At 64.4% G+C, this 15,024-nt stretch carries 13 protein-coding genes; 7 read left to right on the top strand and 6 right to left on the bottom strand.

Annotation, left to right across the window (positions count from 1 at the left end; translation table 11 throughout):
- Positions 1-58 precede the first annotated feature (58 nt).
- Genes M2335_RS12455 through M2335_RS12430 form a run of 6 tightly spaced genes read left to right on the top strand, consistent with a single transcriptional unit; the run spans position 59 to position 7,343 of the window.
- The gene (locus M2335_RS12455; protein WP_264594882.1) at positions 59-1,096 is read left to right on the top strand and encodes a hypothetical protein; all 1,038 of its coding nucleotides are present in this window, start codon (positions 59-61) and stop codon (positions 1,094-1,096) included.
- Entirely contained in the window at positions 1,093-2,895 is a 1,803-nt protein-coding gene (locus M2335_RS12450; RefSeq protein ID WP_264594881.1) for an SMP-30/gluconolactonase/LRE family protein, read from the top strand. Before M2335_RS12455 ends, M2335_RS12450 begins: the two co-directional genes overlap by 4 nt.
- A complete protein-coding gene (locus M2335_RS12445) occupies positions 2,892-3,614 on the top strand; it encodes a nuclear transport factor 2 family protein (RefSeq protein ID WP_264594880.1) in 723 nt (240 codons plus the stop codon). The genes M2335_RS12450 and M2335_RS12445 overlap by 4 nt, the downstream gene beginning before the upstream one ends.
- Complete coding sequence (locus tag M2335_RS12440) at positions 3,611-4,408, top strand: nuclear transport factor 2 family protein (protein ID WP_264576273.1); 798 nt, start codon at positions 3,611-3,613, stop codon at positions 4,406-4,408. Before M2335_RS12445 ends, M2335_RS12440 begins: the two co-directional genes overlap by 4 nt.
- Complete coding sequence (locus tag M2335_RS12435; protein WP_264594879.1) at positions 4,405-5,199, top strand: nuclear transport factor 2 family protein; 795 nt, start codon at positions 4,405-4,407, stop codon at positions 5,197-5,199. Before M2335_RS12440 ends, M2335_RS12435 begins: the two co-directional genes overlap by 4 nt.
- A gap of 8 nt (positions 5,200-5,207) precedes the next feature.
- The gene (locus M2335_RS12430) at positions 5,208-7,343 is read left to right on the top strand and encodes a PQQ-dependent dehydrogenase, methanol/ethanol family (protein WP_264594878.1); all 2,136 of its coding nucleotides are present in this window, start codon (positions 5,208-5,210) and stop codon (positions 7,341-7,343) included.
- Between the two features lie 83 nt (positions 7,344-7,426).
- On the opposite strand, the gene M2335_RS12425 is transcribed toward M2335_RS12430, so the two are convergent.
- The 6 genes from M2335_RS12425 to hslV all read right to left on the bottom strand — a co-directional run bounded on the left by M2335_RS12425 (position 7,427) and on the right by hslV (position 14,218).
- Entirely contained in the window at positions 7,427-7,738 is a 312-nt protein-coding gene (locus tag M2335_RS12425; RefSeq protein ID WP_264594877.1) for a hypothetical protein, read from the bottom strand.
- 133 nt (positions 7,739-7,871) lie between these two features.
- Positions 7,872-9,974, bottom strand: a complete 2,103-nt coding sequence (locus tag M2335_RS12420; protein ID WP_264594876.1) for a PQQ-dependent dehydrogenase, methanol/ethanol family — start codon at positions 9,972-9,974, stop codon at positions 7,872-7,874.
- Positions 9,975-10,138: 164 nt separating this feature from the next.
- Positions 10,139-11,284, bottom strand: a complete 1,146-nt coding sequence (locus M2335_RS12415; protein WP_264594875.1) for a GGDEF domain-containing protein — start codon at positions 11,282-11,284, stop codon at positions 10,139-10,141.
- 175 nt (positions 11,285-11,459) lie between these two features.
- Complete coding sequence (locus M2335_RS12410) at positions 11,460-12,236, bottom strand: enoyl-CoA hydratase-related protein (protein ID WP_264574746.1); 777 nt, start codon at positions 12,234-12,236, stop codon at positions 11,460-11,462.
- A 28-nt stretch (positions 12,237-12,264) separates the two neighbouring features.
- Complete coding sequence (gene hslU / locus M2335_RS12405) at positions 12,265-13,566, bottom strand: ATP-dependent protease ATPase subunit HslU (RefSeq protein ID WP_264569771.1); 1,302 nt, start codon at positions 13,564-13,566, stop codon at positions 12,265-12,267.
- A 109-nt stretch (positions 13,567-13,675) separates the two neighbouring features.
- The gene (gene hslV / locus M2335_RS12400; RefSeq protein ID WP_264595414.1) at positions 13,676-14,218 is read right to left on the bottom strand and encodes an ATP-dependent protease subunit HslV; all 543 of its coding nucleotides are present in this window, start codon (positions 14,216-14,218) and stop codon (positions 13,676-13,678) included.
- A gap of 162 nt (positions 14,219-14,380) precedes the next feature.
- Between hslV and M2335_RS12395 the strand changes: the two genes are divergently transcribed.
- Positions 14,381-14,920, top strand: a complete 540-nt coding sequence (locus tag M2335_RS12395; RefSeq protein ID WP_264594874.1) for a TIGR00645 family protein — start codon at positions 14,381-14,383, stop codon at positions 14,918-14,920.
- The last annotated feature ends 104 nt before the right edge of the window (positions 14,921-15,024 follow it).

Genomic DNA, 15,024 nt, shown 5'->3' with positions numbered 1-15,024 from the left:
CCGTAACAAGCGATCAGTGCAGGCATCGCTGGGCGGAAGGCGACAGGAGGGGAAATTTGTGAGCAACAGGGTTCACCGCTGGCACACGCGGCTGATGGCCGCGGCAGGCGCCGCGCTTCTGGCAACGACGGCGACACCAGCCATGGCGCAGGCCTTTGGCGAGCGCAGTGCGGTCAATATTCCGACGTGCAACCGCGACTGTCTGATCGGCTATGCGCGCGATTACATGGCGGCGCTGGCGAAGAAGGACCCCTCGTCCCTCAAGCTCGCGGCAGACGTGCAGTTTACCGAGAACAATGTCGTCATCCCGATCGGCAAGGGTCTGTGGCGCTCGATCAGCAAGGTCGCGCCGACTGGCCTCGAAGCCGCCGATCCGCTCACCGGGCAGGTCGCCTGGTTCGGCGTCGTGTGGGAGCATGGCGAGCCGGCTTATTATGCGATGCGGATGCGCGTGCAGAATGACAAGATCGACCAGATCGAGACGGTCGTGCATCGCCGCACCGGCCTGCCGGCGCCCTTTGGCGATCCGGACAAGGTCGCGCATCACCCTGCCTTCAACGAGGTTCTGCCGCCCGATCAGCGCGTCTCGCGGGCGCGGCTGATTGCGGTGGCGCAGAGCTATTTCAACACGGTCGAGCGTAATGACGGCACGGTGTTTGCGCCGTTCACCGAGGATTGCGGGCGGCTGGAGAACGGCATCAGCACCACCGCGCCGGGCAAGGGCGTTTCCGCCGAGCCGGGCGCGAACGGCAATGCGGCCTCGCTGGCCTCGGGCTGCCTCGAACAGTTCAAGCTCGGCATCTACTACATCAATAAGCGCATCCGCGAGCGGCGCTTTCCGCTGGTCGACGAGGAGCGCGGCGTCGTCATTGCCTCCGGCTTCTTCGATCATGACAATGAGGTGGACCGCTACAAGCTGACCGACGGGCGCGAGATGAAGACCGCGCTCAAATGGCCGAACTCGATCACGCTCTTGGAAGCCTTCCGCGTGAGAGACGGTGCGATTCAGGAGATCGAAGCCGTGTTCACCTATGTGCCCTATTTCATGCACAATCCCTGGGCGACCGGCCGCGAGCATGGGGAGCAGGGCGAATGAGGCGCCCGCTTTTCACCGCAGCCGCGCTCTGCGCGCTCGTCACCGCGCCGGCCATGGCGCAGACCACGGCACAATCTTCTGCGCCTTGCGACTCCGCCTGCCTCAGCCAGCTCGCCGGCAGCTTCATGACCGCGATGGCCAAGGCCGATCCGGTCGGCGTGGCATGGTCCGACCCGGTGCTCTACGCCGAGAACAGCGTGCCGGTGCGCATTGGCGAAAGCTCCTGGGTCACGATCAAGGCGGTCGGTGATGCGCCGCTGGTGGTGACGGACAGCCAGACGGGCCGCGTGGTCTGGTTCGGCTCTGTCGAGGATCATGGCCAGCCCGGCTTCTACGCCATGGACATGGCGTCGGAGGGCGGCAGGATTGCCGCCGTGCAATCCGTCATCCGGCGCAAGCAGGGGCGCCAGCCCTTCGGTGATCCGGTTACCTACGCGCCGTCCAAGAGCCTGACGAGCAGACTCAGCCCGAAGGCACGCCTGCCGCGCGGTCAGATGACGGCGCTGGTCGATGCTTATTTCTCCTCTGTCGCCGCGAATGGGGAAGGACCGGCGGTCAGCTTCGACAAGGGCTGCACGACCATCGAGAATGGCGTGCCGGTGACGGGGCTGCTGGTCGCCAAAAGTGCGAAGGATGCCGGCTGTGCGGCGCCTTTGACGCGCGGCCTGTTCGGCGAGGTCGAGGCGCTGCGCCATGAGGTCGTGGCGGTCGATGAGGCACGCGGGCTGGTCGCTGCGATCGGCTATCGCGACCTCTCCGGGGCGCAGATGCAGTTCACCGGGCGGAACGGACAGAGCTACCCGGCTGAGGCCCATTATGCGCGCACCGTCGGTTTCGTAAGCATCTTCAAGATCGCCAATGGCCGTATCGCGCGGATCGAGACGATCTCCAATGAAGTGCCCTATCTCATGCCCGCGCCCTTCGCCAAGCCGCTGCCGAAGGACATCATCGTCGCGGACAAGGGCGTGTTCCCCGAGAATGCCGACGTCGATTCCAAGGGCAATTTCTACATCAGCAGCTTCAAGGGCAATATCTACCGTGCGGTGCCCGGCAGTACGCAGGCCGTCGCCTGGATCCGTCCGGACGAGAAGAACAAGCTGGCGGCGGTGCTGGGCGTGCTCGTCGACGAGCGGACCAACACACTTTGGGCCTGCTCGGTGCCGATGGGGCAGGCAGGGGCGGTGTCCGCGCTCGTCGCCTTCGACCTCGCATCGGGCGATCTCAAGAAGCGCTACGAGATGCCTGCGCCGGCCAGCGCGTGTAATGACATCGCGCTCGCCAAGGATGGCACGGCTTATATCGCCGAGACCACCAATGGGCGCATCTTCACGCTTGCGCCGGGTGCAGAGGCGGTGTCGCTGCTGGTCGAGGATAAGGCCCTGCTCGGCGGTGTCGATGGCATCGCCTTCAGCGAGGATGGCACGCTCTACGTCAACAATGTCCGGCAGAACATAATGCTGCGGGTCAATCTGCGAGGGGATGGCAGCTTTGCCGGCCTGACGAAGCTCAATGTCTCGCAACCGCTCAACGGGCCGGACGGCCTGCGGCCCATCGGGGGTAACCGCTTCCTGCAGGCCGAAGGGCCGGCAGGGCGGATCAGCCTGCTCACCATCGAAGGGGATGATGTGACCGTGAAACTGCTCAAGGATGGCATGGACGGCGTGCCCGGCGTCACCCACTTCGATGGCTTTGCCTATGCGGTGGAAAGCAAGGGTCGCTTCCTCTTCGACCCCGCCCTCAAGGGGCAGGACCCGGGCGCCTTCGCTTTGCGGGCCGTGCCGATGGGAGAACTGCGATGAGGCGCGCGGCATCGCTGGGACTACGGCTGGCGCTGGGGTCACTGCTCATCGCGGCCGGACCGGCGCAGGCGCAGATGCAGACGGGCATCGACCGGGAGATCGACACGCTCACCACGCGCGTCGAGAAACTGGAGGGCGCCCGCGCGGTGTTGAAGCTGCAGCGCGCCTTTGGCTATTATCTCGATCGGGGCCTGTGGCAGGACGCGGCCGACCTGTTCGCGGACAAGGGCAGCATCGAGATCGGCGCCGATGGCGTCTATATCGGCAAGGACCGCATCCGCGATTATCTGAAGGCCCTGCATGGCGGGCAGGATGGGCTGATCTATGGCCAGCTCAATGAGTGGGTGACGCTCCAGCCGGTCGTGGATGTCGCGCCCGATGGCCGCAGCGCCAAGGCACGGTGGCGGGACCTCGGAATGCTCGGCCAGCACAAGCAGCATGCCGAGTGGCGCGACGGCATTTACGAGAATGAGTATGTGAAGGAAGACGGCGTGTGGAAGATCGCGCGGTTGCACCTCTACATCAATTTCGTGGCGCCTTATGAAAAGGGCTGGGCACGCCTCAAGCCCGGTGAGGGGCTGACACGCAGCGCGGCCAGCAAGGCCATGCCGCCGGATCGCCCGTCGACCAGCACGCGCGCCTTCCCGGATCGCACGCTTCCGCCGTTCCACGCGCCCAATCCCGTGACTGGCCAGCCCGTGTCGGAGACCGTGCAATGAGCGCTCGCACCAGCATCATGGCCGCATTGATTGGCGGCCTTGTCATCACGGCGCCTGCGCCCGCCGCGGCCCAGAGTGACGCGTCCTTGCGCGGCAAGGTCGCCGCCTATCAGAAGCGGGTGCAAGCGCTGGAGGACCAGCTCGCCATCGAGAACCTCACCGCGACCTTTGGCTATTATTTCGACAAGGGCCTTTGGAACCAGGCGGCGGACCTGTTCACAGCGCGCGGGCAGTTCGAATATGGGCAGCGCGGGGTCTATATTGGCCCGGCGCGCATCCGGCAGGCGATGCTGCTCTTTGGGCCGCAAGGCCTGAGCGCAGGCAGCCTCAACAATCACATGATGCTGCAGCCCATTGTGGTGGTCGCGCCGGATGGCCGCACGGCGACTGGGCGCTGGCAGGGCATGGTGATGCTCGCCCGGCCCGGTGAGAACGGCCGTTGGGGCGTTGGCATCTACGAGAATAAATATGTGAAGGAAGGCGGGGTGTGGAAGTTCGACACGCTGCACTTCTACGTCACTGCCATGACCGATTATGATCTCGGCTTCGCCAAATATGCGATCCAGATGGACGGGCCGAGCGCCTTGTTCCCACCGGACAAGCCGCCGACGGAGGTCTACCGCTCCTTCCCGAACGCTTATCTCCCGGCGTTCAGCTACGATCATCCCGTCACCGGCCAGTCGCTCAAGGCGCTGCCGATGGAGGGCGATGACATCGTTGGCCGCCCGGATCGCGGCATGGAGAGCGGCAAGCGCGAAGAGAGCAGCGCAGCAAAGGGAATGAGGCAGCCATGATGAACCGGACCCGCATCGTCGCGGCCCTGATCGCCGCGTCCGCCCTGCTTCCTGCGGCGCAGGCCTCGGCGCAAACTGCAGCCGAACGCCTCGCCGCCCTGGATGAGCGCATCACCCGACTGGAAGACCTCAACGCCATCGAGAAGCTGCAGCGCAGCTACGGCTATTTCGTGGACAAGAGCCAGTGGCATCCGCTGTCCGAGCTGTTCACAGAGGATGCCACGCTGGAGATTGGCGGCAAGGGCATCTTCCTCGGCAAGGCGCGGGTACTCGAATATATGCAGAAGGCCTTCGGGCCGGACGGCACCAAGAAGGGTGCGCTCGCCAACCACATGCAGTTCCAGCCGATCCCGGACATCTCCGCCGACGGCAAGACCGGCTGGGTGCGGGCGCGCGCCTTCGTGATGAGCAACGGCGGCTGGGGCCTGCCGCTCTACGAGAATGAGTATCGCAAGGAGAATGGCGTCTGGAAGATCAGCCGCCTGACCGGCCCCTTCACCATGTACACAAGCTGGGAAGGCTGGGGCAAATGGGCGATGAACAACACCTGGCCGGACAAGTTCGATCCGCCGCCGGATCTGCCGCCGTCGGTGATTTATCTGACCTACCCCGCTTATTACATCATCCCTTTCCATTACCCCAATCCGGTGTCCGGCAAGCTGTTCGCACCTGATCGGGGCGAGGTCGGTGCCTATCATCGCCCGCCGGGCACGAAGGCGCAGATGGACTCGCTCAAGGTCGGCCGCTGGGTCGATGGATCGCAGCCGATTGGCCAGCCGCCGAAGGACTGAACGCAATGATGGCGATGTGGAGACGGCCCGCCGGTGCGGTGGGCATAGCCCTGCTGGTTCTGGGCGCGCTGATGGTTGCGTTCATGGCGCAGTTGCAGGCCAGCGGTCGGGCCGAGGTCGACAGCGCACGGATGGCGGCACAGGCGACCGACGGCACGGACTGGCTGCATGACGGGCGTACCTACAGCGCCCAGCGCTACAGCCCGCTCGACCAGATCAATGCGCAGAATGTAAGCCAGCTCGGCATCGCCTGGTATGACGATCTCGATACCTTCCGGGGTGTCGAGGCCACGCCGCTTTATGCTGATGGCGTACTTTACAACACGCTGCCGTGGAACATCACGATTGCCTATGATGCCCGCACCGGCAAGCGCCTGTGGACCTATGATCCGCAGGTGCAGCGCGAGTTCGGGCGCTATGCGTGCTGCGAGCCGGTGGCGCGGGGCCTGGCGCTGTGGAAGGGCAAGGTCATCATCGCGACGCTGGACGGGCGGGTGATTGCGCTCAATGCGGCGGACGGCAAACCGGTCTGGTCGGTGCAGAGCACGCCCAAGGACATGCCCTATACCATCACCGGCGCGCCGCGCGTGTTCGACGGCAAGGTGGTCGTCGGCAACAGCGGCGGCGACATGGGCATTCGCGGCTTCGTGGCAGCTTACGACGCCGACACCGGCAAGGAAGACTGGAAATTCTACCTGACCCCGGGCGATCCCGCCAAGGGGCCGGATGGCGCCGCGTCCGATAATGTCATGGAAATGATCCGCAAGACATGGTCCGGCGACTATTGGAAGCTCGGCGGCGGGGCAAATGCGTGGGACAGCATCGGCTATGATCCCGCGCTCAAGCTTGTCTATATCGGCACGGGCAACGGGTCGCCGCTCTCCTGGCATTATCGCAGCAATGGCAAAGGCGATAACCTCTTCATCTGCTCCATCGTCGCGGTGAATGTCGAGACCGGCAAATATGCCTGGCACTACCAGATGGTGCCCGAGGAGGACTGGGACTACACCTGCACGCAATCCATCGTCACGGCGGACCTGAAGATCGGCGGGCGTGACCGCAAGGTGCTGATGCAGGCGCCCAAGAACGGCTATTTCTACGTGCTGGACCGCGCGACGGGCGAGTTCATCTCGGCCGGCCAGATTGCGCCGGCGAACTGGACGCTCGGCATCGATCCCAAGACCGGCCGCCCGAAGATGAACCCGGATGCGCATTATGGCCAGGATCCGTTTCTGGTGAAGCCGGGGCCGGGCGGCGCGCATAACTGGTTCCCCATGGCCTATAGTCCGCGCACCAAGCTGGCTTATTTCCCGCTCTACGAATCCGGCATGGTGCTGGCGCTCGATCCCGATTTCCAGCCCAAGCCGTTCCGCTCCAATGCGGGCTGGGGTGGATATACCGGCGAGGCGGCGAAGAAGCGTGGCGAGCTGATGAAAGGGGCCGTGGCCATGGACAAGGCCTATCTCCTGGCCTGGGATCCGGTGAAGCAGAAGGCTGCCTGGAAGATTCCGTTGCCGCGTCACGGCAATGGCGGCGTGATGGTCACGGGCAGCGACCTCGTTTTCGAGGGCACGACGCGCCAGACCTTCGCGGCCTTCGATGCCCGCAACGGCAAGCTGCTGTGGGAAATGCCGGTGCAGAGCGCGCCGGTCGCCGGGCCGATCACCTACACGCTGGATGGCGTGCAATATGTCGCCGTCAACGCTGGTTGGGGCGGGGGCGCCGCCATGGTCGAGCGCGGGCAGGGCATCGAGATGCCGCGCGCGCCGGCCCGACTGATCGTCTTCAAGCTGGGCGGCACGGCGCAGTTGCCGGCGCTCCAGCCGGCCGCGAAGGCGCCGGAGCCGCCGCCGCTCCGCGCCAGCGAAGCGCAGGTCGCGCGCGGGGCGCAGCTCTTCGCCGAGACCTGCGCGGTGTGCCACGGCCAGCAGGCCATCGGCGGCGTCAAGGATCTGCGGATGATGACCCGCGAGACGCACGCCAAGTTCAACGACATCGTTCTCAAGGGTCTTTATGCCGACAAGGGCATGGCGAGCTTTGCGGACCTCATCTCGGCCGAGGATGCCGAGGCGATCCATGGCTATCTGATCGCGCGGGCCAATGAGGATTGGGGCGGCGTGTCGGACGGGAAGGGGCCGCACTAAGCGCCCCGAACGCCCTCAGCCATAAACAGCAACGCCGGGGTTTTGCCCCGGCGTTTGCGTTTGTGCCGCTGTCGGAGAAGAGCTCAGCTCTCCTCTTGGGCCCCATCATCCTGCGAGCCGATGATGGTCGCGGCCACTAAAATGCCGGCGACGGTCAGCACCGGATTGCGGACCGCAAAGCGCAGGCCGTAGTTGATGAGGCGCGGCGTCGCCGCTGCGACCACCATCTTGGCGAGCGTGCGGTTATCCTCATGCTTGATCGATTTGACGATCGGTTGCGCCAGGCGCACGCTGGTCTTGCCAAGGGCGCGGCCGGTCTTGACCGCCTTGTCGGCAATGACCTGCGTCGTGCTTTTGTCATGCTCCACCACCACGGGCAACTGACGCGGGTTCACGGCCTTGGTCCTCGCGCGGCGCGGGGTTGCCGATTTCGGCTTATCGGTTTTCGCTTGTCTCGTCATGATCTCGTCCCACGCCTGTTGTCTCTCATTGGTCTAACGTCGGCGCGGGGTGCCCGTTCCCGTGCCCTTACCAGTCTTCCTGAGCACGGGTGATGAGATAGCCGTGGATGTCTTCGGTCTGCGCCTTGGTCAGCACCCCGCTGAAATTGGGCATGCCCTTGTGGAGCAGGGTTCCGTTCAGCACAATGTCGAGAAAGCCATCATGCGCATCTTTGCTCATCCGCCGCAGATCCTTGATGCCGCCGACGGCATTGTCGCCATGGCAGCGATTGCAGGTCTCGCCATAGAGAGCCGCACCACGCGCGGCGACCTCGGCAGGGATGCGCTGGCGGGGCAGATAAGCCGTCTCGTCCTGCGTTTTCATCGGCGGCAGTGTCACGCCCTTGGCGTCCAGCTTGAACACCAGCAGCTTGGCGGTGGCGAAGCGGAAGGGGCCATCCTTGGCAAGATTATAGACCGGCGAGCCGCCCCAGCCGACATTGAGCGCGATATATTGCTCGCCATCGATCATATAGGTCATCGCGCCCGCGACGCCGGCCTGATCGACGTTCATTTCCCAGAGCTTCCGGCCGTTGTCCGCCCGGTAGATGGCGACGGTCTTGTTGATGGTCGGCTGCACGAGGATGTTACCCGCCGTGGTCAGCACGCCGCCTGAGCCGGGATGCGGATAGGGCACGCGCCAGGCCTCGCTCTGGGTTGCAGGGTTCCAGGCAAGCAGATAGCCTTTCTCGCTCGCCATGATCTCATTCATCAGCTGCTTGCGCAGCTCCGGCTGGTTGGCATGATCGAAGCCGGTGTTGTTGCGCCCGCGCACATATTGATACGCACCGTCCGGCTGGTTGGCGTAGATCGACCCCTGCTCCTGCGCCGAGAGATAGACCAGCCCGGTCTTGGGGCTGTAGCTCATCGGGTGCCAGGTGTGCGCGGCCATCCAGCTCGGGCTCATGATGTGCGGCGTGGTCGTGTTATGCGCGTTGGGCAGCACCACCGGGCGCCCCGTCTTCATGTCGACATGGCTGGCCCATGTGTTGACCGAGACATAGCTCTTGGCCGAGATCAGCGCGCCGGTCGCGCGGTCCAGCACGTAGAAGAAGCCGTTCTTCGGCGCCTGCATGGCGACCTTGCGCAGCTTGCCGTCGATCTTGAGGTCGGCGAGCACGATGGGCTGGGTGCAGGTATAATCCCAGTCCTCCTCGGGCACCATCTGGTAGTGCCATTTGTACGCGCCCGTGGTCGCATCCACCGCCACCATGGAGCAGAGGAACAGATTGTCGCCCTTGCTGTCGCTGCGATGATGCCAGCTTTGCGGGCTGCCATTGCCGGTGCCGATGTAGACGAGGTTCAGTTCGGGATCGTAGGCGAAGCTGTCCCACGCATTGCCGCCGCCGCCGGTCTCCCAGAATTTGCCATGCCAGGTCGGCGCGGCGATCTTCATCGCGCTGTCGGAGGCTTCGCCGTCCGGCCCGTTGGCGGGGTTGCCGGGGACAATGTAGAATTTCCACAGTCGCTTGCCGGTCTCGGCATCATAGGCAACCACGAAGCCGCGCGAGCCATAGTCCGCGCCGCCATTGCCGATGATGATCTTGCCGTCATAGACGCGCGGCGCGCCGGTGATCGAATATTGCTCCTTGCGATCGAAGGTCTGCGCGGACCAGAGCTCGGCCCCGGTCTTGCGATCGATGGCAATCAGCCGCCCATCGAGCGCGCCGATAATGATTTTGTTGCCCCAGGCCGCAAGGCCGCGCGAGGAGGGGCCGCAGCAGGCGAGGCCGGCCCATTCCTTGCCGACCTTTGGGTCGTACACCCACAATTTCTCGCCGGTCTTGGCATTATAGGCCGTGACGACGTTGAAGATATTCTCATTGTAGAGCACGCCGTCGATCACCAGCGGCGTGGCCTGCACACCGCGATAGGTGTCGAGATCGTCGAACCAGGCGAGGCCGAGGCGATGGGCGTTGCTGTCATTGATCTGGTCGAGCGGGCTGTAGCGCTGTTCGTCCCAGGTCCGGCTGTAGGATGCCCATTGGCCGGGCTGATCGTCGGCCTTCACCATGTGCGTGTGGCCGATGCCGGCTTCCGTCGCCACCGAAGTGGTGGAGGTCGTCATCTGGCAAGCGCTGGCGCCCAGCAGCGCCGTTGCGGCCAGAATAGCAAGCCCGTGCGTCTTCATATCCTCTCCCGACGTTCGGCCGCCTGCGCGCGATGAGCAAGGCGGTGCCACGCCTTCAGGCTATGCCGCACCCGATGCGTGAATCCAACGCCGCTGGCTTGACCCGCGCGTCACACTTGTTGACCCATGTGGCTACCGGGTGGGGATTGAGATCAGAGTGCTGATCAGGCGACGCGGCGGGTGATTGTCTCGACGGCCTCATATTGGGAAATTTCGCCGCCCTGTTTGCTGGTGTAGAGCGCCTTGTCGGCAAGGGCGAGCAGGTCTTCGAGCGCTTCGTCCCGGCCGCGCGACACCACGAAGCCGTGGCCGGTCGAGATCTTGAGGGTCAGCGCGCCAATGCTGAACGGCTGGGTGATCGCCTCCCGGATGCGGGCGGCGAGCTGGGCGGCATCGTCGGCGTTCACGATGTCATACTGGATGACCGCAAATTCGTCCCCGCCGAGCCGCGCGACGATGTCGCTGTCCCTTATCGTGCGGGCGATGCGCTTGCCGGCGGCTGCGAGCAGGGCGTCGCCGACCGGGTGGCCATGGCGATCGTTAACTGGCTTGAAGTCGTTGAGGTCGAGATAATGGACCGCGACCAGCTTGTTCTCCGCCCCGGAGGCGACCACCTGCTCCCACCACTCGCGCAGCGCGATGCGGTTGGGGAGAGCGGTCAGCGCATCCTTGCGGGCGAGGTGCGAGAAGGCGATGCGCAGCGCAATGTCGTCCGCCGAGCGGTTCTGCTTGCCGCGCAGGCTCTGGATGCCGCTGAGCAGGATCGCCGCCATCACGGCGCCGCTGAGCTTATAGAGAAAGTCGGGTTGCAGCAGCATCGCGGCGATCACCGGCCCGAGCGCCAAGATCATGCTCGGCACGGCGATCCACATCCGCGATCCCATGCCGACAGCGACACCGGCGCAATAGCTCAGAGACAGGGCCGCAGCCACCATATGGGTGTCCGCGGAGGGGAGCTGGAGCAGGCGAAAGCCGAAGAGGCCAAGCACAAGGGAAAAGCAGAGATAGGGAATCGCAAAGAGCCGCTCGAGATATCTCGCCTGTTCGATCGTCACCCCTTCGGCATGGATGATTGGTGCGATCAGATGCGCCGACACGAGGCGGGCAACGGACGCAACTGCGCCCAGGATGAGGAGGACGAGCAGGATGCTGTCCCCGGTGCGGTTCAGGATCACCAGCCCCGCAGACAGAAAGCTGATCGTCATGACCAGCGCCGGCGCGAAGGCATGAAAGAGGCCGCGAATCAGATCGATTTCAACTGCTTCGGGGTGATGACGCAGGGGGCTGCCTCGGCCTTTGATGTTACCCACCGTCACATCTCACATCTTATTTCGGTCAATCACGGAGGGCTCGTCTCATCAAGCCGCGCCGCTCGCCGTGAGCACTTCATCTAGAGGGTGAAATGTCTCCAAATCTTTAAAGTTGTTATTATTTCCGGCGACCCGTTGTGCCGCGCCTCATCGGCACAGAGCACTGTAGCAGTGCTTAACGCCCGGTCCATTCCGGCCGGCGCTTTTCCACAAAGGCTGCCATGCCCTCCGCCTTGTCTTCGGTGGATGCGAGAAGCTGGAAGATGCGCCGCTCGCTGACCAGACCCTGGGTGAGTGTGGTTTCGAACGCGAGGTTGACCAGCTCCTTGTTGGCCATGACGGCCAACGGCGGCATGGCGGCGACCGCCTCGGCCGCCTTCAGCGCTTCGTCGAGCAGATCGTCGGCCGGCACGATGCGCGCGACGAGGCCAGCCCGCTCGGCTTCCTCTGCATCCATGCGGCGGCCGGTCAGACACAGGTCCATCGCCTTGGCCTTGCCGACCGCGCGGGTGAGCCGCTGCGATCCGCCCATGCCCGGCGCCACACCCAATGTGATTTCAGGCTGACCGAACTTGGCCGTGTCTGCCGCAATGATGAAGTCCGCCATCATCGCCAGTTCGCACCCGCCGCCGAGTGCAAAGCCGGCAACCGCCGCGATCCACGGCTTGCGCGTCGCGGCGATGCGGCTTGTCCACTGCGCGAACATCTCCGCGCGGTACATGTCGGCGCCGGTCTTATCGGCCATCTCCTTGATGTCCGCGCCGGCGGCGAAGGCTTTCTCGCTGCCGGTGAGGACGAGGCAGCGCTGCGCGTCGTCCGCATCGTAGCCCTCGAATACCGCGATCAGATCGGCCAGCACCTGGCTGTTGAGGGCGTTGAGCGCCTGGGGACGATTGAGCATGACCAGCGTGACGGCGCCGCGCTGCTCGACCAGCACTGTCTCATAGCTCATGCGCAATCGCTCCCTTAACGCCTCCGGTTCAGAGGATATATTTGCTCAGGTCCGTGTTCTTGGCGATACCCGAAAGCTGGCGTTCGACATAGCCGGCATCGATGGTGATTGTCTCGCCCGCGCGGGTGTCAGCCTCGAAGCTCACATCCTCCAGCAGCTTTTCCATCACGGTCTGCAGTCGGCGGGCGCCGATATTCTCGACCTGCTCGTTCACGTCGGCGGCGATCTTTGCGATCGCGCGGATACCGTCCGGCGCGAGCTGGATGGTGACGCCTTCGGTCGCCAGAAGCGCGGCATATTGCTCGGGCAGCGAGGCCTTGGTGTCGGAGAGGATCGCGACGAAATCCTCCTCGGTCAGGCCCTTCAATTCCACGCGGATCGGCAGGCGGCCCTGCAGTTCCGGCAGCAAGTCGCTCGGCTTGGCGACATGGAAGGCGCCCGAGGCGATGAACAGGATATGGTCGGTCTTGAGCGGGCCGTATTTTGTGGCGACCGTCGTGCCCTCGATCAGCGGCAGCAGATCGCGCTGGACGCCCTCGCGGCTCACCGATCCGCCGCGCACGTCGCTCACCGCGATTTTGTCGATCTCGTCGAGGAACACGATGCCGTTCTGCTCGGCCGAGGCAATGGCGACGCGGGCGACATCGTCCTGATCGAGCCGCTTGTCCTGCTCTTCCTCGACCAGCTTGTCCCAGGCATCGGCAACCCGCATCTTGCGACGCTTCTTCTGCTGCTGGCCGAGCGCCTTGGACATCATGTCCGACAGGTTGATCATGCCGATATTGCCACCCATGCCGGGGATTTCCATCGGCGCGGCCGGGGCATCGGTCACCTCGACCTCCACCTCGACATCGTTCATCTGGTCGCTCTCGATCCGCTGGCGGAAGGAGAGGCGCGTGGCCTCGCTGGCTTCCTTGCCGGTGAGGGCATCGAGCAGTCGGCCCATGGCGGCCTCGCTGGCCGCGCCGCGCACGGCCTCGCGGCGGCGCTCGCGTTCGAGGCGCACCGCCTCCTCGACCAGATCGCGCACGATCTGCTCCACATCGCGGCCGACATAGCCGACCTCGGTGAACTTGGTGGCTTCCACCTTGATGAACGGCGCATCGGCGAGCTTGGCCAAACGGCGGCTGATCTCCGTCTTGCCGCAGCCCGTGGGGCCGATCATCAGGATGTTCTTGGGCGTCACCTCGTCGCGCAGCTCGGCCGGCAGCTTCTGCCGCCGCCAGCGGTTGCGCAGGGCAACGGCGACGGCGCGCTTGGCCTCGGCCTGGCCGATGATGTGCGCATCCAGCGCGGTGACGATGGCTTTGGGGGTGAGATTGTCGTTCATAAGGGTGCTTTGAAATCCGTTCGTGTCGAGCGAAGTCGAGACACGTTGAAGCCGGTCTGTCCGTCTCTCGACTTCGCTCGAGACGAACGGGGTGGGGCGGGATGATGTGTCAGGTGGCGCTGTCCAGCATCTCGATGGTCAGGCTGTCATTGGTGTAGACGCAGATTTCCGCCGCAATTTTCATGGCCTTGCGCGCCAGCGTCTCGGCGTCTTTCTCATAATCCTGCAGCGCCCGCGCGGCGGAGAGCGCGTAATTGCCGCCCGATCCAATCGCGGCAATGCCTTCCAGCGGCTCCAGCACATCGCCATTGCCGGTGAGGATCAGCGTCGTATCCTTGTCCGCCACGATCATCATGGCTTCGAGATTGCGCAGATATTTGTCCGTCCGCCAGTCCTTCGCCAGTTCCACGGCGGCGCGCATGAGCTGCCCGTTGTGGCGCTCCAGCTTGCTCTCCAACCGCTCGAAGAGCGTGAAGGCATCCGCCGTGGCGCCGGCAAATCCGCCGATCACGCTGCCATCATGCAGGCGGCGGACCTTGCGGGCATTGGGTTTCATGACTGTCTGCCCCATCGAGACCTGGCCATCGCCGATGACGACGACCTTTCCTGAAGCGCGGACGGAGAGGATGGTGGTGCCGTGCCAGACCGGCATGGCGCTGTGCTGGGTGTCTGCCATGCGCCGCGATATGGGTGAGGGGAACCGGCCATGCAAGCGGCAGCAGGTCGGTCGAGCGCGCGCAGCGTGCGATGATCACCGGGCGGCCACCAGAATCGGGGATGACAGGGCTTGGGCGGCCCATTATCTGGCGCCGCCATGACACCTGCCGATCCCAACGCTCCGCTCCGTCCGCTGCCGCTGCTGATCTTCGGGTCGCGCTGGCTTCAGCTCCCGCTATATCTGGGCCTCATCGTCGCGCAGTGCGTCTATGTGTTCCTGTTCATCAAGGAGCTGATCCACCTCGTCCTCCACGCCTACGAGTTCACCGAGCAGCAGATCATGCTGATGGTGCTCGGGCTGATCGACGTGGTGATGATCTCCAACCTGCTGATCATGGTCATCGTTGGCGGCTATGAGACCTTCGTGTCCCGGCTCGGCCTGCAGGGCCATCGCGATCAGCCGGAGTGGCTCAGCCATGTGAATGCCGGCGTGCTCAAGGTGAAGCTGGCGATGGCGATCATCGGCATTTCCTCCATCCACCTGCTGCGCACATTCATCGAGGCTGGCGCCATGGGCACGCCTGCGGCTCGCGTGACGAGCGAGGGGGTGATGTGGCAGTCGATCATCCACGGCCTGTTCATCACATCCGCCATCGGCATCGCCTATGTCGACCGGATGACGCAGACCAAGCACTGACGCGAAGCGCGGTGTCGCGCTGGTGCCCGAAGGAATCGCACGGAAGGCCGATACAGCGGCTTGACATGCCGTCCCTCAATCGCCAAAGCGCTCGCCTCCGCGAT

The sequence above is a fragment of the Sphingobium sp. B12D2B genome, from assembly GCF_025961775.1.
Lineage (GTDB): Bacteria > Pseudomonadota > Alphaproteobacteria > Sphingomonadales > Sphingomonadaceae > Sphingobium.
This window is presented reverse-complemented; position numbering and strand designations above follow the sequence as displayed.